We start from the raw sequence: 17859 nt of genomic DNA on the forward strand, positions 1-17859 counted from the left end.
ATGCTTCGTTGTTATTACATTACCCGTTTAAACATTTTTTCCACTTCATATGTTGTAAAATGTATTAACACCGGCCGACCATGTGGACAAGTAAACGGATTATCCGCTCTACGTAAATCATCTAATAACGCAACCATTTGCTCTTTCGTCAAATAATGATTGGCCTTGATAGACTTTTTACAGCTCATCATAATGGCTGCCGCCTCACGCATTTTTTTGACATCTGCTGTTTTTGTGGTCAATACTTGCTCGATTAACTCCTCAATGATGTCCTGTTCCTCGCCATTCGGAAACCAGCTAGGATGCTCACGAATAACAAATGATGACTGTCCAAAATCCTCTAAAAACACACCAACGGCCTCTAGCTGCTGTCTATTTTCACGCAGGATCAGTGCCTCGTCTGCTGCATAGTGGAAGGTCAATGGTAGTAATAACGCTTGCCGTTCATTAGGATTTACTTGTCCTACTTTTTCACGGTAAAACTCATATTTAATACGTTCTTGCGCTGCATGCTGGTCGATTAAATAAAAACCGTCCTCCATTTGCGCAACAATATAAGTGCCATGTATTTGTCCTACTACTTCAAGCGCAGGAAATGGTTCTTTTTTAGGCTCTTTCATTGGAGATTCTACTATTTGAGGCTCCTCATTTAAAAAGTCCATATGCTCGTTTGGTGACGCTTCTTCTATCTGATTGGTTTCGATTGGTTGAATTGGTTGCCAGTGCTCTTCTATCACTGTAGGTGCAGGTTCTTCCATCGGTAATATGCTAGATTCCTGAACAGTTTGCGCGCCATAAAGCTTTTCAACGATAGCATTCATTTTTTCTACATCAAGTTGTGGTACAGGTTTCCACATGTTCAGCTGTTCCGTTGCAGGTTTTGCAATCTTTTCCTTCTTCTCCATAAGTGGTACACGCATAACATCGCGAATTTTGCCACGTATCGTTTCTTCAATCAATTTAAGTAGCTCTGGTTCTTTACTTAAACGAATCTGGTGTTTGGCTGGATGGACATTGACGTCTGTTAAATAAGGATCCCCTTCAATAAAGAGCACTACGATTGGAAAACGTTCAATCGGTAAATACGTATGATAGGCATCGATAATGGCCTTTTGCACTAAATAATGTTTCACCCAACGCCCATTCACAAACAGCGACATATAATTTTTAGAAGCACGTGTCACCTCTGGTAAAGACACATAACCCGTCACCTTATAGTCATGCGACTCGCCGTGAAACGGTACCATTTTTTTGGCGTTGTGCACGCCATAAATTGCGGCTAGGACTTGCTGTACATCACCTCGTCCATTCGTCTGCAATAATTGCTGACCGTTATGTAGCAATCGAAAGGCAATTTGTGGATTACCGAGTGCTAGCCGATTCATTAGATCTATCGTATGCCCAAGCTCGGTTTGTATCGTTTTCATATATTTTAAACGAGCAGGAGTATTGAAAAATAGCTGTGCCACTGTAATATCCGTTCCTTTTCGTAAAGGACCGGGCTTTTGCGTTGTGACATGTCCCCCTTCTAACTCTACATACGTGCCTGATTCGCCAGTTGAAGTAAGCATTGTCATTTTGGATACCGATGCAATCGATGCTAATGCCTCCCCACGAAATCCTAACGTACGGATACGAAATAAATCATGCTCCTGATGAATTTTACTTGTTGCATGGCGTGAAAAAGAGATTAGTGCATCTTCCTCATCCATCCCACTACCATTATCAATCACTTGAATTGAAGTGAGTCCCGCTTCCAGTAAAAAAACATCAATGGACGTACTGCCAGCATCAATCGCATTTTCGACTAGTTCCTTGACAACAGATGCCGGTCGTTCTACTACTTCTCCCGCAGCAATTCTATTGGAAAGCCACGCGTCCATAATTTGAATTTTCCCCATGGCGCATCACTCCTTTATTTTTTAGCGTTGACTAATTGCTGTTGTAATTCATATAAGATATTCATAGCCTGCATTGGTGAAATACCAAGGATATTCACCTTCTCCAAGTTTCTCAATACTTCAGCCTCAGCTGAAGGCAACGGCTCTTGTTCCGTAAATAATGACATTTGCACGGGCTGTTCAACGACCTCTTGTGATACCGGCAGCGCTTTTCCTGCTTCAAAGTTTTCGAGCAATATACGAGCTCTCGATAAAATTTCCTCTGGTAATTGTGCCAATTGCGCCACATGAATGCCATAAGACTTATCGGCCGCTCCCTTTTTCACCTTGTGTAAAAAGACAACCGTGCCATTCTTTTCAGTGGCAGAAACATGCACATTTTGTAATCGAGGTAACTCCTTTTCTAAAGCTGTCAATTCATGATAATGCGTAGAGAAAAGGGTATTGGCACCTATTTTGTCATGAATATATTCCATCATGGATTGCGCAAGACTCATTCCATCATACGTAGAAGTACCTCGACCAATTTCATCAAACAGCATTAAGCTATTTTCAGTGGCATGCATAATGGCATGCTGTGATTCTAGCATTTCTACCATAAATGTTGATTGTCCAGCAGCTAAATCATCTGCAGCTCCAATCCGTGTGAAAATTTGATCTGTAATTGGTAATCGCGCCTTTTCCGCTGGTACATAGCATCCCATTTGTGCCATTACAACAATCAGGGCAACTTGGCGCATATATGTACTTTTACCGGACATATTCGGCCCAGTAATGAGCATCATGTTGTGATTTTCTTCGAGTACACAATCATTCGGTACATACATTTGCTTATTGAGCATTTTCTCAACTACAGGGTGACGACCTTCAATAATTTCTAGCGCACGACCCGCGTGAAATTCTGGCTTTGTAAAACGATATTTCTCTGAGACGCTCGCAAAGCTAAGCAATACATCTAATTCACTTATACTCGCAGCTAGTGCTTGTACCCGTGGGATATATGATTTTAATTGTTCACGAATTTCAACAAAGAGGTTGTACTCTAAAGCTAAGCTTTCTTCCTCTGCATTCAAAATAAGTGCCTCTTTTTCTTTTAGTTCCTGCGTAATGTAACGCTCTGCATTTGCAAGTGTTTGCTTCCGTTCATAGCGTGTTAAATCCGCCAAATGAATATTGGACTTTGTAATTTCTATATAGTAGCCAAAAACGCGGTTATAGCCAATTTTCAAGTTTTTAATGCCTGTTTTTGTACGTTCTGCCTGTTCTAACTGGGCAATCCAGTCCTTCCCATTGCGAGATGCATAGCGAAGTTCATCTAATCGTTCGTTATAACCATCCCGGATCACATCGCCTTCTTTAATGGTAATTGGTGGATTATCTGTTATAGCACGCGCTAATAAAGCTTCAACGTCCGCACATGTATCGAGTGTTGCCCCTAGCTTTTGCAATGTTTCTTTTGGTGCTCCAATTAGCTGTTGTTGAATAATTGGAACTTGACGTAATGAATCACGAAGCTGTGCTAAGTCACGACCGCCTACATTACCGAAAGCTACACGACCGGCTAAACGTTCTAAATCATAGACTTGTTTTAAGGAAGATTGTAATTCTGATCTTACAAAATATTCTTCTAATAAATCACTGACCATTGCAAGTCTTGCCTCAATAGCTGAACGTGAGGCTAATGGTTGATGTAGCCATTGTTTCAGCTTGCGCCCCCCCATGGCAGTAACGGTGTCATCTAATAGCCATAACAACGTACCCTTTTGGTCGCCGCCACGAATGGATTGTATAAGCTCTAAATTTCGTTTCGAACTAGAGTCAATACGTAAATAGTTTTTCATTTCATTAAAGGTAAAGGCTTGAATATGCGAAAGTGACCGCATTTGTGTCTTATCTATATAATGAAGTAATCGCAGGCAAGCCACTTGTATAGTTGCTGGCACTGCTTCTAAATAGCTGGCTGCTTTGTCCATCGCCATTTCGTCTTCTTCAACGGATAGTACAATGCCGACATTGATTGCATGTTCTGCTAACAAAAGCTGTAAGCTCTCCGTCACGATTAATTCTCGAATACCATATGCCTGCATTTGCATAAGAAGGGCTTTCCCATCACCCTCAATGGATGAGGCAATCGCTTCACCTGTAGATAAATCCAAGTAGGCATAGCCAAATGTAGTAGCATCCAGCTGTTCTGCTGCGCCAATATAATGATTGCTTTTACCATCTAGCGCCTTCCCTTCCATAATGGTACCGGGAGTAATCAGTTGGACTACTTCACGTTTGACTACGCCCTTTGCTTGCTTTGGATCCTCTGTTTGCTCACAAATTGCAACTTTATAACCTTTTTGCACAAGTGTTTCTATATAATTTTTAGCCGAGTGATGTGGCACGCCACACATCGGAATACGCTCCTTGGCACCTGCATCTCGACTCGTTAATGTAATTTCTAATAGTTGTGATGCATTAATGGCATCTTCAAAAAACATTTCGTAAAAGTCACCTAATCTAAAAAATAAAAAAGCATCCTGATAATCTTCTTTGACTTGCAAATATTGTTGCATCATTGGTGTATAGGTTGTCATATATAAATTCCCTCGCTCTTGCACTAAAATCAAATATGCTTTGGCATATTTACGTCTAAATCATTTTATGTGTTGCCTCTATGTGCACACCCTTTTCGTTACTTCCTTCTTTGTGATAGCGAACCTTGACGCAGCAGTACGTCTTCTCCAGCGCTTATACTTGGGGCTAAGTGTTTGTTTAGCAACGATCCTGTACGATTCAAAGTTTCACCCTCAACGATTTTCTTCAAAGACAAGTAGACGTCATCCTCTGATTGTTAGTTTTATTATAACAAAAGATACATGCGAAACGCTTATTTCACCTTTGTAAAGATGCTAGCATTTCGCATGTATCAAAAAAATATCATCTTGTGATTTATCTTGGTCGTTCATCAGGAAACGATGAGGACTCTAAAACAAACCTACCATCGCTGCTTGAGCTAGACGAACTAGAACTAGACGAGGACGAGGATGAAGACGAGGATGAGCTTTCATCATTAAAGTTCCATTCCTCTTCGAAATCTAGCGGATGTACACTAATGCAAATTGTCATTTCACCCATTACTTCGACAATTGTCTCACGCTCTACTACAATTTCAAATTTCGTGCCACATGGAGAAATTATCGCTTCCATGCAATTTGGTTCTTGTATCACACGCACACGTACATCATCGCCAACTGTTACTTCGCCATCTCTAAAATGCAGCTTTACCTTATCTTTATAGTGAACCGTTTCTGAAAACACTGCTGTTTTCGAATGATTACTATAAGCATACCATACATTGACATCAAACTTTCCTGACACTTCTACAAATTTACCGACTTTTTTTGCTGAACAAGTATGGTTGATTACCCAGCAACCGAGAATGCTCGTCGGTTTATTTGTTGGACATAACGTTACACGTTCTTCTGTTCTCTTCTTCCCTTTGGCAACTACTGCTTTCGTCACGATTTGTCGTAAACGTTTCAGCGCAATTCCTCCTTCGACTCTTTTCACTCCATCATATGCAGGTAGCGCCCATTGGGTGAACAGATTTCATAGAATCTAATTGACTTACTTTCTACATTTTTGCATTCAACAGCGTTAAGATAGGCTCTAATTCAATGCAGATGCCATTCTAAATTTCGGCATAAAAATAGCCCGAATGCTGTCATTCGAGCTGTTTCTTCTATTATTTATGAGCAACTACCTGGCTGTGTATTTTGTACATACGAACCCGTTTCACCACGTAACACATCGCCACCTGTTGAACGTACAATTTCGTTTGTCACATTGTTAGCAATTGTATTTGATACTAATTGTAATAAGTCGTTGACATCGCCTTGTGATTCTTTAAATTGCTGCACAACAGGAATATCATTAATTTCTTCTTCAATTTTTGCAATTTTGTCTTCAATCATTTTTAACGCTTTTTCTTTACCTAGGTGTTGAAAGTTTACTGCTTGCTTTTGTAAGCTTTTTAAACTTGCAATACGTTCACGAACAAGTTGATTTTCATTAATTTGTGCTTCCGCTTTTTTGAAAAACTCAACTTCTGGTGTATTGGCAATCATATGCGCAATTTCATGGGATTTCTTAATTAAATCTTCTTTTGTATACAATACTTGAGTCATTTACGCTTCCACCTTTTCATTTTTTACTACTTCCACAAATTCACCAGTTAATGAATAAGAAGTAGCCTCTATTATTTTTACTTTCACTAACTGACCAATCAACTCTGAAGGTGCTTTAAAATTTACGAGACGATTTTTACGCGTATAGCCAGCAAGCACATCATCACGACGTTTACTTGTTCCTTCTACTAACACTTCAACCACTTCGCCCCTCAAGCCTTCTAGCGCTTTTCTAGAATATTCTTGTACGACAGCATTTAAACGATGTAGACGTTCCTTTTTCACCTCTTCAGGTACATTATCAACCATTTTCGCGGCTGGCGTTCCTTCACGAGGAGAGTAAATATACGTAAAGGCCATATCAAAGCCTACTTCACGATATAAAGATAACGTCTCTTCGAATTGCTCTTCCGTTTCGTTTGGGTAACCAACAATAATATCCGTTGTTAATGTAACACCTGGGATAGCGGCTTTAATCTTATCTACTAAGCGAAGGAAGTGCTCACGACTATATTTGCGCGCCATAATTTTTAATACGTCATTTGAGCCTGATTGTACCGGTAAGTGAATGTGTTCAACTAAATTGCCACCTTTCGCCAATACCTCGATTAAATGATCATCAAAATCACGCGGGTGACTTGTTGTAAAGCGAATACGTGGAATATCTATTTTTCGCAATTCATTCATTAAATCACCAAGTCGATAATCCATGTCCTCAAAATCTTTGCCGTAAGCGTTGACATTTTGCCCTAATAGCATGATTTCTTTATAGCCTGCAGCAGCTAGCTCACGCACTTCTGCTATGATTTCCTCTGGACGGCGACTACGTTCTTTACCACGTGTATAAGGTACAATGCAGTACGTACAAAACTTGTCACAGCCATACATAATATTGACCCAAGCTTTTATAGAACCTAGACGTTTTTTCGGCAAGTTTTCAATAACGTCGCCCTCTTTAGACCAAACCTCCACAACCATTTCTTTCGACATGTACGCTTCTTTTAAAATATTTGGCAGACGATGAATATTGTGCGTACCAAATACCATATCGACGTGTGGATACGTTTTTAAAATTTTATTGACTACGGATTCTTCCTGTGACATACAGCCACAGACGCCAATCAACATTTCTGGATTTTTACGTTTATATTTTAACAGGAAACCAAGCTCTCCAAATACTTTATTTTCTGCATTTTCACGAATCGCACATGTATTCAGTAACACCACATCTGCCTCTTCGATCATGTCTGTTGAAGTATAGCCAAGTTGCATAAAAATACCAGCCATTACTTCTGTATCATGCTCATTCATCTGACAGCCGTACGTACGGATATAAAATGTCCGCCCTTCACCCATGCCAGCGAATTGTTCAGCAATTTGGAAGTCTTTATGATATTTCACTTCTTCTTTGCCACGTTTTTTTGCATCTTTTAATGAAGGTGCCGTAAAGACCTTCTCAAAATATTTACTGTAATCCTTTTCAGGCTTGTCTTCTTTTTTTGGTTGATTGACTTGTTGACTTGTTAAGCGTTGTTCCTCATTCATTGCAGGTCAGGTAACTCCTTTCAAACGAAATCCGTGCATTCGAATTCCCATTTTACTATTATACTGAATGATTACTACTTCCTACAAGGTTTGCGTACTAAATGTCGTGGTTTTGACTTAAATACACTTTATTAGCCAGAAAATTTCGACATTTATCCTTTTATAAAATCTAGATGCTACTGCTTGAAACAGAAAAAATCACCGATGACAGGTATCAACGGTGATCTTCGTTAAAGCTCGATATATTTCTTGGTGCGTTGTTGGAAGCCTAAAAGCTTCTGGACACCCAAACTTTTTAGCCAATCTGTATTGGCAAATGTATAGTTTCCTAAATCATCTGGGAAGTGGGCGTCTGAAGAAACGGTAAACTCGACACCTCGTTTCACGAGAACTTGCAAAAACAGTGGACCGGGGCACATTTCTTTAACGGGATAGCGATAATATAACCCTGCGTTTATTTCTGTAGCGGTTTGTGTTGTGACAAGCGCCTGTGCAATCTGTTCATACCATAAAAGATTAAACGCCTCATCCTTCACATGATAATTAAAGACTTTAAAATTATCCAAGTGAGCTACAAAATCAAACATATTAGACTGAATCATTTGCACAACCGTCGTATAAAACTGTGTATACTTCATCTGTAAAGTTGGCTGGTCCATCTTTTTAAATAGACGCTCCGTTTGTGGATTATCAAAACCCCAGCCATCTATAAAATGAACCGAGCCAATAACATAATCCCACGGATGCCCTTGTAGGAGCGCAGTCAATTCTTCTTCACCGCCTACAAAATAATCCGCTTCAATCCCTAGTCTTAACTCAACACCGTGCTGACGCCATTTGTCCTTTGCCTTGTCAATTGCCATTACGAAATCGTCCATACTTTCTGTCATCACACTATTTAGCCAGTATCGTTGGAGTTGACCGATTTCTGTTGATTCATCCAATTGCATATAACGTTCAAAATAGGGGCGCGTTTCCTTAAACCGATACAAATGATCCACAATGCCAACCTCTCGTAAACCAAGTTGCTTTGCCCGTTGTAAATATAAATCGAGCCATTCTTCACTATAACAGCCATTATGCAATCTTTTAGCAAGCGTTGCCACTTGCCACTCCATTAAAGCTTTCGAGCCATTGTCAACATTTTTTAAGTCATGAAAATTGGCTATAGCTTGTGATGTTCGCTCCAACCAACGAAAAGAATAAGGGCCCTCCTCTAAATGTACATGATAATCAATTGTCATCAACTCTTCCCTCCACTACATACTGTCCATTGTTCTTCGTACGCTTGCCATTCCTCAGGACAAGCCATATCACACATGATTTCCGTACATTGTGCCAAATCACAAATTTGATAAAATGATTTGCCATTAAACTTTGATGCATCCGCTAGTAATATACAATTCTTACTTTGTTGAAGCATTTTTTGGGAAATCAAGGATTCATCTAAATCATAATCATAGACAATGCCATCCTGAATGCCCCCGCATGATAAAAATGCCTTATCAAAGTTCATATGACTTAACCACTCCAACGTCATCGCACCCGCAACTGAAGCTTGCCTTGGATTTGTTGTACCGCCTAGTAAAATAACTTTCCCTGTCATCCGTCTTTCTTCAATGGCGAGATTAAACTGTGCGGCGGCGGCAATAGAATTAGTGACAACCGTAATATCATCAACTGCCATTAAGTAATCCGCTATATGGACTGTCGTCGTCCCTGTATCAACGGCAATCGTATCTCCATCACAGATACGCTGAGCAGCCTGACGCGCAATAGCACATTTCGCCTCTTTATGCATTTGCAGTTTTCGCAAAAATGCTGGCTCCGTTCGAACGTTGGTATATTTGATTGCCCCGCCATGCACTCGGGTCAATAAATGCTGTTGTTCTAGCTCATCCAAATCTCGACGAACTGTTTCAGGTGCTACGAGCAGTGTCTCAGCAATATTTGCTACAATAATTTTGCCATCAAGCTCTAACTGCTTTAAAATAAATTCAAAACGTTCAATTTTTGCATATGTCATGACAGTGCAATCACATCTTCCTTCGCTACATAACAGTTGTAGTTTTTACCCAATTCAAGCTTATGCCCACGTTGATGTAACTGCTCCATTGTAAACATACAGTCACCTTCAAGCGTTGTACGGATAATATTGCCACTCATGAGTGACTGTGTCGCTACACCGCGAAGGCAAAGGTCACCTTCCATCATCTCTAAATGAAGAGCTTCTGGTCGTATGGCAAACTTGTTATTATCCCCAGGTAATTTTTCTCCAATCATTGTCTCTAACACTTGTCTAGGAATAACATTATAATGACCAATGAAATTGGCGATAAATTCACTTTGTGGATTTGTATAAATCTCTGTCGGTGTACCATATTGCGCAATTTGCCCATTACTCATCACAAATATTTTGTCTGACACAGCCATAGCTTCATCTTGATCATGTGTTACTAAAATCATCGTCATGCCAAGCTTGCGTTGTATTGCCCGTAAATCGGTCTGCAATTTTTTTCGTATTTGGGCATCAAGTGCACTAAGAGGTTCATCTAAAAGCAATACTTTCGGTCGCACAATAAGCGCACGTGCAAGCGCTACACGTTGCTGTTGCCCGCCGGATAACTCCTTTGGATAAGCATTCGCTTTTTCTGTCAAATGGACGATATGGAGCATTTCTTGTACACGTTGTTCTAGCTCTGTATTATTAACTTTTTGCATCCGCAAACCAAATGCTATATTTTCTTTAACAGTCATATTGGGAAATAGCGCATAAGATTGAAAAACCATGCCCACTTGGCGCTCTTTCGGTTGGACACCATTCATGTTTTGTCCTTCCAATTGAATTTCTCCTGCTGTAGCATTTGTTAAGCCCGCAATAATACGCAAAATGGTACTTTTCCCACAGCCACTCGGCCCTAAAAGCGTAATTAATTGACCTTTTTCAATTGTCATATTGATATTGGATAAGACAGTTGTTTGGTCATATTTTTTATGAAGTCCTTCAATCACAATATAGCTCATAAATTCGTCGCACCTTTCGAACGTTTCGTTAATATCGCAATAGCGAACGTTAATAAGCCCATCAGAACGATATAAATAAAGACAACTGCGCTAGCAATATGACCGCTCGTACTTAGCTTTTTCATTAAATAAATTTGTACCGTTTCAAAGCGTGAGCCGACGACTAAGTTAATAAGTACAAATTCTCCAAATAGTACGGAAAACGATAATAATGCACCTGCAAACAAGCCTGGATAAACGGTAGGCAACAGTATTTTCGTAAATGCCTGTGTTTTCGTTGCGCCTAATAATTGCGCAGCATCCAATAGCTGTCTTGCATCTACATTACGCAAGCTATTGCGCGTGCCTTGATAAATATAGGGCAAAATACCGATTACATAGGCACCCAATACGACCAAGATCATGGGTACACCTATTGTTGAATACACCCGAATCAAGCCAACAGCTAAAATAATCCCTGGAAATGAGTAGACCATTACAACGGCAACTTGAATCCATTTCTCATACTTTGGGAAATACAAAACGATGACAAAAATCGCAGGGACAATAACGATTAGTGCGATGATAACTGCCCCTCCCGCAAGGAGGACAGAGCGGCCAAATGCTTGCATAAATGCCGTATCTTGAAACAGTGTAGCAAGCCACTTGAATGTTAGCCCCTCGGGAAAAATACTTTTATGCCACTTTGACGAAAAAGCATACAGCATTGTCGCTACAATCGGTAATAGCAAATACAACATTAAAAAGAGGAAAATGATATTAGCTAAACTTCTTTTTTTCACTATAATTTCCCCCTCGTCTTTTTAATGCTCCATTCACTTATCAGCATGGCAGTTACCATTGTTACCGCTAGCAATACAGCAATCGCACTTGCCAACTCGGGTTGTGCAAATATATCCCCTTTAATGAGTGCTCCAATACGAATGGCCACTAAATTGTAATTACTATTTGTCAAAGCGTAAGCAGATGCATAGGCACCCATTGCATTGGCAAACAACACACTAAAGGTTCCAATAATCCCTGGTAACATAACAGGTATCCCTACCTTCAGCCAAAACTGTAAAGTAGAAGCTCCTAAAAGAGCGGCTGCTTCCTTCCATTGCTGCTGAATACCATCATAAATTGGATACAATAGCATCAATGCTAATGGCAGTTGAAAATAAATATAAATGAGTAATAGACCACTCCAGCTATAAAGGGAAAACGACGATAAAGCGCCAATTTCCCACTTATCAAATAGCAAAGTAAATAATCCACTATTCCCAAGCAATACAATAAACGCAAAAGCTAAAGGAATACCTGAAAAATTTGATGTTAAATTGGTAAGTATTAAAATTTTCTCCCGTACCGGCTGTGAAAAGTGCGTAATGGCATACACCGCAAACAATGTAACGACGAGCGCAATCACAGCCGAAATAACGGATAATGTCAAACTATTTTTAAAACCTTGTAAAATATACGTATTCGTTAAGACAGATTTGTATTGTGCTAACGTAAATCCTTCGCTATTACTAAAGCTCGTTATCAGCATATACAGTAAAGGCACAAGGAAAAATAACAGAACAAGTAATAAGAAAGGTGTAAGCCAGGCAAACGATTGCCGCTTAGAAATCAAAACAATCACTACTTTCTAACTTAAAGATTTTGTTGCTCTTCGGCTATCAAATTTATAATGAAAATTGTTCAAAATTCCCTGATATTATTCAATGTTTTATTTTACTGTCTGAACTCCCTCTAATAGTAATGGCACCATTTCCTCTGAAGGCGCTATATTTAGCAGGTGACAGCAAAGAGGTGCCACTTGTAGCTGTGATACTACACCATCTTTTATACCCGCCTTCACTGTTTGAGAGATGACAAACATCGGTACATGTCGATCCTCTATCGTTGTCCCACCATGATTACCATCACTTGTCATCCCATGATCTGCTGTCACAATGACATCATATCCCTGCGCCATGCATTTGGGTATAAACAACGACAATAGTGCATCCACAGCTAATACACGATTACGATATTGCGCTGAATTTGCTGTAAATTTATGCCCGTCGTCATCTACATTCATCGGATGAATATATAAGAAATCTGGTTGTTTTTGGTCCATTAGCCATGCGGCATCTGCAAACAAATGGCTATCAGGATAATGATCCTCAAAGTAAAACAAGCCATTTTCAATCGGTAGCTGTTTATCGAATTGTAAACGATCCTCCATATGCTGAAAGGGTGCACGATTATAAAGTTCACTTACCCAATAATAGGCAGCCGCTGCAGTCGATAAACCATTTGACTGTGCTAAATGGAATAAACTATTTTGTGTTGATAAGCGCACCGTCATATTACTCGTGACGCCATGAACAATTGGTGGAGTGCCCGTTAAAATCGTTTCATATAATGGTCTCGATAGTGATGGTACTTCCGAACGTACTTCAAAACGCGAGGCCATCTTGCGTTCTACTAAATGTTGCATAAAGCCCATATGTGTACAGGCAGTATCAAAACGAAGTGCATCAACAACAATGAGGACAACTTTGTTATTATTTGGCATGGATTAATACCTGCTCTTGATACATTTGTGGAATTTGCTTTGTTGTTTCCTCCCACTGCTTTTGGTCGCTAACAGGCTGCGCATTTTTATACATATCTGCTGGTAATAATAAATCCTTTACTTCTTGAGGTAATTGCACATTTTCACGAATTGGTCGAGCATAACCCTTTGCTAAGTTCTCCTGTCCTGCATCCGATAAAATATACTCTCGTGTTAACATTGCAGCATGTGGATTTTTCGCATATTTATTAATAACAGTTGCGTAGCCTGATGTGACAGAGCCTTCCGATGGGATGACTACATCAAAACGTTGCTCATCGATTTGATGACGATAACCTAGTGCATTGAAATCCCATAAAATTGCAACATCAATCTCTCCTTTTTCTAAATTAGCGACTGTTGGATCACCTTGTAGGCGTCCTTGTTTTGCTAATTCCGCAAAAAAGTCGATACCCGGCTGAATATTGGATTCATCTCCACCGAAAGCCATTGCTGCAGCTAATATCGCAAATTGTGCTTGGTTTGCAGTTAATGCATCTCCAATGCTGACATGATAGTCGCCATTTTTAAGGTCTTCCCAAGACGTTGGTGGATTTTTCACATTGTTTTTATCTGTTAGAAATGCAATTGTCCCTGTATAACCAACAATCCAATGGCCCTCTTCATCTTTTGCCCAGTCAGGAATATCATCCCAATAAGAAGTTTTGTATGGCAATGTAAGACCTTTATCTTTAGCGATTGGACCAAAGGCAATTCCTACGTCGCCAATATCGGCTGTCGCATCGTCTTTTTCTGCTTCAAACTTCGCTAGTTCCTCTGCACTCGACATATCTGTGTCCTGATGTTTGAGAGTGTACTCTGTTTCAAGCTCTTGCCATGTCTCTACCCAGTTTGCCCATGTATCTGGCATACCGACTGAATTGACAGTACCTTCTTGTTTTGCCTTTTCTGTAATTTCATCAAGCGTTAAATCACTTTTGATGTCATTTGCATTAGACGAACTGTCAGAACATGCTGCTAACATAGATATTGCTAATACACCAACTAAACTTTTCTTCCATAGCTTTTGAATTGCCATGAGTTGGACCCTCCATTTGTTTATGTTTATTTTTATTTGCTTACAACAGTAATCTTATAAAACAAACATTAAGCAAGTATGGATGGATTAAAAATATTTAGTAAAGAATATTGATCGTTTATAAATTTATGTGAAGTTTTTTAAGTCGTAGGGGAATTGTATAAAAGATGCTATTCTATCAAGAAGATAAGGAGGAATCCAGTTACGTATGCGCACGTTTGTTTAGTTTCAGACGTGCACACACCCTAGATGAATCAAGAAAGACCTAGAAAATCTGCATATGTATGCGGTTCATTTTCCTTTAAAATCGTTAAAAATGTAAAAGCAAGTTGAACAACTGACCACCATTTCATATTATAGGCCATTTCAAAACGGACAGGTTCTAATGTAAAAACGTCCTGAAAAATATGTAGCGGCTCAATTTGTTCATCCTTTAATATAGATAGAAAACCTAAAAACAATGTATGATCTTTCACTTCAATCATTTTCCCATCAACGAGTGCATCGATATTTTCTGGCTGATGAAATTTACAATGTGTTGCAACATAGCGTTCTAAATCTTGCGCACGTTGTCGTTCTTCTCGTTCCTTTTTTTTCGCAATAAAATCAATGATATTATTCACGAACATCGCCTCTTTTTTTCTTTTATTGTATCATTTTTTCATTTAATTTTACCCGCACACACCCCCTATTAATCATTGGTGCAATAATTTCAGAATTGTTTGGGTGCCTGACACTCAAACAAAAAGACAGAAGGCGTTAAGATATTCCATCTTAATTGCCTTCTGTCTTCATTTTGAAAGCCTCAATCGAGCATAGTGGCTTTCAATGTTTTTATTTACATAAACTCCTGCACAAGTGCATCGAATTCATTTTCGCTCATTTTAATGTCGATATCCGTTAATGGCAACTCAGCGTAGCCAGGTACTTTTTCTTGATAAGAAGCTGTTTCTTTATCTTGATAAATAATACCTGTTACTAAGCCTTCATGCTCCATTACTGTGCGCATTGCCATGCCACGGTCAGCATTATCATAACCTTCAATATCAGCTAGCTTTGTTAAGTTTTCTTTAAACCAATCGTACGTATTCACTTTGTTGTAAGTAACACATGGTGAAAAGACGTTGATGAAAGAAAAGCCTTTATGGTTAATGCCCGCTTCAATTATAGCTGTTAATTCTTTAATATCCGTTGAGAAGCCTTGAGCCACAAACGTTGCACCACTAGTTAAGGCTACTTCTAAAGGCTTTAATGATGGCTCAATTGCACCACCTGGCGTTGATTTTGTAATAAACCCAGCAGCCGAGCGTGGAGATGTTTGCCCTTTTGTTAAACCGTAAATTTGGTTATCCATCACAACGTATGTGATATCGATGTTACGACGGATGGCATGAATGGTATGACCCATACCAATCGCAAAACCATCTCCGTCACCACCAGAGGCAATGACGTTTAAATCACGATTGGCCATTTTCAACCCTTGTGCAATTGGTAATGCACGACCATGAATACCGTGAAAACCATATGAATTAATGTAACCCGAAATACGACCTGAACAGCCGATCCCAGAAATAACAGCTAGCTCGTTTGGTTCAATGCCTACATTTGCTGCTGCACGTTGAATCGCAGCCTGCACAGAGAAGTCGCCACAACCTGGGCACCAGTTCGGTTTCACTGTATTACGAAAATCCTTAAATGTTGCCATTAGCGAGTCAACTCCTTCACTCTATTTTCTAGTTCACCTGGTAAAAATGGTGTACCGTTATATTTTGTAATCATCTCAATTTTATCGTGACCACCAATATTCATTTTCATAATATTAGCTAATTGACCTGTGTAGTTGTTTTCCACAACGATTACTTTTTTCGCTTTCGCTACAAGAGGTGCCATCTCAGCAGAAGGGAATGGGTGAATTAAACGGATATGCGCGTGGTTCACCTTCATGCCTTGTGCGTTTAAACGCTCTTGTACTTCTTCAATCGCTCCACGTGTTGAATTAAAGCCTACTAATAAAACATCTGCTTCTTCATGTGGTGTATTTTTGTAAACTGGTGTATCAAACTTCAAGGCTTCTAGCTTGCGGAAGCGTTTGTCCATTTGTGCACGACGATTGCCCGTTGCTTCAGATGGTTTCCCTGTTTCATCATGCTCAACACCAGTAACATGGTGGATACCATTTAAGTGACCTGGTAACACACGCGGCGAAATACCATCTTCTGTATCTTCATAACGTTTGAAGTAAGCTTTATCTGCTGAAGCTTCAATATCATCAGTGACAATTTTACCGCGGCGAATTTCAATTTTATTGTAATCGAATGGTTCAACCGTTTGTTTACCAAGTGACAATTGTAAGTCTGTCATTAAAATAACTGGCAATTGTAATTCCTCTGCAATATTAAACGCTTGAATAGTATCAAAGAATGCTTCTTCCATTGTAGAAGGTGCGATGACCACTTTCGGAATTTCACCATGCGTACCATAAAGCATCGCCATTAAATCAGATTGCTCTTGTTTTGTTGGTAAGCCAGTAGATGGGCCGCCACGTTGTGTATCGATCACCACTAGAGGCTGCTCAGTCATACCTGAAAGACCGATTGCTTCCATCATAAGTGAAAGACCAGGACCTGCTGACGCTGTAAATGAACGGACACCACCGAAGTTTGCGCCAATCGCCATCGTCGCTGCAGCAATCTCATCTTCTGTTTGAATCACAGCGCCACCAAATTTTGGCAATTTTTTAATAAGGTATTCCATAATTTCAGAGGCAGGTGTAATTGGATAAGCTGCCATAAAACGAGTACCCGCAGCTAATGCCCCAAGTGCTACTGCATCATTACCGATCATAAACATACGACGTTTACCATCAGCTGGCGCTAATGCCCACTCACCAACGCGATCGCCTAATAATTCATTCATCATGTCATGACCGCGCGCAATGGCCTCCATGTTTTTCTGAACAACCTCTTCACCTTTTTTACCGAAGATGTCATCTACAACATTTTGGAACACAGCGTCTTCTAAGTTTAGAAGTGAAGCAGTAGCTCCAATAGCAACCATGTTTTTCATTAACGTTGTACCTAGTTCAGCTGCCACTTCTGTGAATGGTACGGCAAATAATGGCGCTTTTGAATCCTCTGGCTTTACAGGTTCAAATTTTGCATCGGCTAAAATAATCCCTTTTTCTGTTAATTCTTTATAATTGACGTCGATTGTTTCTTGATCGAACGCCACTAAAATATCTAAATCATCCGCAATGGAACGTACTTCTGTTGGACGAACTGTAATTTTATTATTAGTGTGGCCACCTTTTATACGAGAAGAGAAGTGACGATAACCGTATAGGAAATAACCTAGACGATTCATTGCCATCGAGAAAATCTCACCTGTACTCTCAATCCCTTCACCCTGCTGCCCACCGACTTTCCACGAAAGCTGATGTAACATCTCAACAACTCCTTAAATCCAATGTATACTATTATTTTTTTCCTTCATAAGTTTAACACGAAGATACGGTCTACACTATTGTTATTCAATGAATTAGACGAAATTCAGACCTTTGACTGAAAATGTTGTCCGAAAAGTTGTAATTTT

Annotated in this window: 15 protein-coding genes; all 15 read right to left on the reverse strand. The window is 39.7% G+C overall.

Translation table 11 applies throughout. The features are described 5' to 3' along the window. Positions 1 to 14 precede the first annotated feature (14 nt). Positions 15 to 1901: a DNA mismatch repair endonuclease MutL gene (mutL, locus tag C9J37_RS05745; RefSeq protein WP_107894625.1), complete on the reverse strand. Its 1887-nt coding sequence runs from the start codon at positions 1899 to 1901 to the stop codon at positions 15 to 17. 14 nt (positions 1902 to 1915) lie between these two features. Next, positions 1916 to 4483, reverse strand: coding sequence for a DNA mismatch repair protein MutS (gene mutS, locus C9J37_RS05750; protein WP_107894626.1), 2568 nt, complete (start codon positions 4481 to 4483; stop codon positions 1916 to 1918). A gap of 355 nt (positions 4484 to 4838) precedes the next feature. Further along, positions 4839 to 5459 carry an outer spore coat protein CotE gene (cotE, locus tag C9J37_RS05755; protein WP_201262133.1) on the reverse strand — a complete coding sequence of 207 codons (621 nt, stop codon included), beginning with the start codon at positions 5457 to 5459 and terminating at the stop codon, positions 4839 to 4841. 179 nt (positions 5460 to 5638) lie between these two features. Continuing rightward, the gene (locus C9J37_RS05760) at positions 5639 to 6076 is read right to left on the reverse strand and encodes a YlbF/YmcA family competence regulator (RefSeq protein ID WP_069510014.1); all 438 of its coding nucleotides are present in this window, start codon (positions 6074 to 6076) and stop codon (positions 5639 to 5641) included. Continuing rightward, complete coding sequence (gene miaB / locus C9J37_RS05765; protein WP_107894627.1) at positions 6077 to 7621, reverse strand: tRNA (N6-isopentenyl adenosine(37)-C2)-methylthiotransferase MiaB; 1545 nt, start codon at positions 7619 to 7621, stop codon at positions 6077 to 6079. A 230-nt stretch (positions 7622 to 7851) separates the two neighbouring features. Beyond that, complete coding sequence (locus tag C9J37_RS05770; protein WP_107894628.1) at positions 7852 to 8865, reverse strand: histidinol phosphate phosphatase domain-containing protein; 1014 nt, start codon at positions 8863 to 8865, stop codon at positions 7852 to 7854. Beyond that, the gene (locus C9J37_RS05775) at positions 8865 to 9647 is read right to left on the reverse strand and encodes a DeoR/GlpR family DNA-binding transcription regulator (RefSeq protein WP_107894629.1); all 783 of its coding nucleotides are present in this window, start codon (positions 9645 to 9647) and stop codon (positions 8865 to 8867) included. Before C9J37_RS05775 ends, C9J37_RS05770 begins: the two co-directional genes overlap by 1 nt. After that, on the reverse strand, positions 9644 to 10645 hold the full coding sequence (locus C9J37_RS05780) for an ABC transporter ATP-binding protein (RefSeq protein ID WP_107894630.1): 1002 nt from the start codon (positions 10643 to 10645) through the stop codon (positions 9644 to 9646). Before C9J37_RS05780 ends, C9J37_RS05775 begins: the two co-directional genes overlap by 4 nt. Beyond that, a complete protein-coding gene (locus tag C9J37_RS05785) occupies positions 10642 to 11427 on the reverse strand; it encodes an ABC transporter permease (RefSeq protein WP_024361944.1) in 786 nt (261 codons plus the stop codon). Before C9J37_RS05785 ends, C9J37_RS05780 begins: the two co-directional genes overlap by 4 nt. Then, positions 11427 to 12257 (reverse strand): ABC transporter permease, encoded by an 831-nt coding sequence (locus tag C9J37_RS05790; RefSeq protein ID WP_407656230.1) that lies wholly within the window; start codon positions 12255 to 12257, stop codon positions 11427 to 11429. Before C9J37_RS05790 ends, C9J37_RS05785 begins: the two co-directional genes overlap by 1 nt. Before the next feature lie 99 nt (positions 12258 to 12356). After that, positions 12357 to 13190, reverse strand: a complete 834-nt coding sequence (locus tag C9J37_RS05795) for an alkaline phosphatase family protein (protein WP_107894632.1) — start codon at positions 13188 to 13190, stop codon at positions 12357 to 12359. Beyond that, positions 13180 to 14268 carry an ABC transporter substrate-binding protein gene (locus C9J37_RS05800; RefSeq protein ID WP_024361947.1) on the reverse strand — a complete coding sequence of 363 codons (1089 nt, stop codon included), beginning with the start codon at positions 14266 to 14268 and terminating at the stop codon, positions 13180 to 13182. Before C9J37_RS05800 ends, C9J37_RS05795 begins: the two co-directional genes overlap by 11 nt. A gap of 254 nt (positions 14269 to 14522) precedes the next feature. Further along, positions 14523 to 14897, reverse strand: a complete 375-nt coding sequence (locus C9J37_RS05805) for a 2-oxoglutarate ferredoxin oxidoreductase subunit beta (protein ID WP_227665416.1) — start codon at positions 14895 to 14897, stop codon at positions 14523 to 14525. 209 nt (positions 14898 to 15106) lie between these two features. Then, the gene (locus C9J37_RS05810; RefSeq protein ID WP_107894633.1) at positions 15107 to 15973 is read right to left on the reverse strand and encodes a 2-oxoacid:ferredoxin oxidoreductase subunit beta; all 867 of its coding nucleotides are present in this window, start codon (positions 15971 to 15973) and stop codon (positions 15107 to 15109) included. Further along, entirely contained in the window at positions 15973 to 17712 is a 1740-nt protein-coding gene (locus C9J37_RS05815; RefSeq protein WP_107894634.1) for a 2-oxoacid:acceptor oxidoreductase subunit alpha, read from the reverse strand. The genes C9J37_RS05810 and C9J37_RS05815 overlap by 1 nt, the downstream gene beginning before the upstream one ends. Positions 17713 to 17859: the final 147 nt, after the last annotated feature.

It is taken from the genome of Lysinibacillus mangiferihumi, from assembly GCF_003049665.1.
Taxonomy (GTDB): Bacteria; Bacillota; Bacilli; order Bacillales_A; family Planococcaceae; genus Lysinibacillus; species Lysinibacillus mangiferihumi.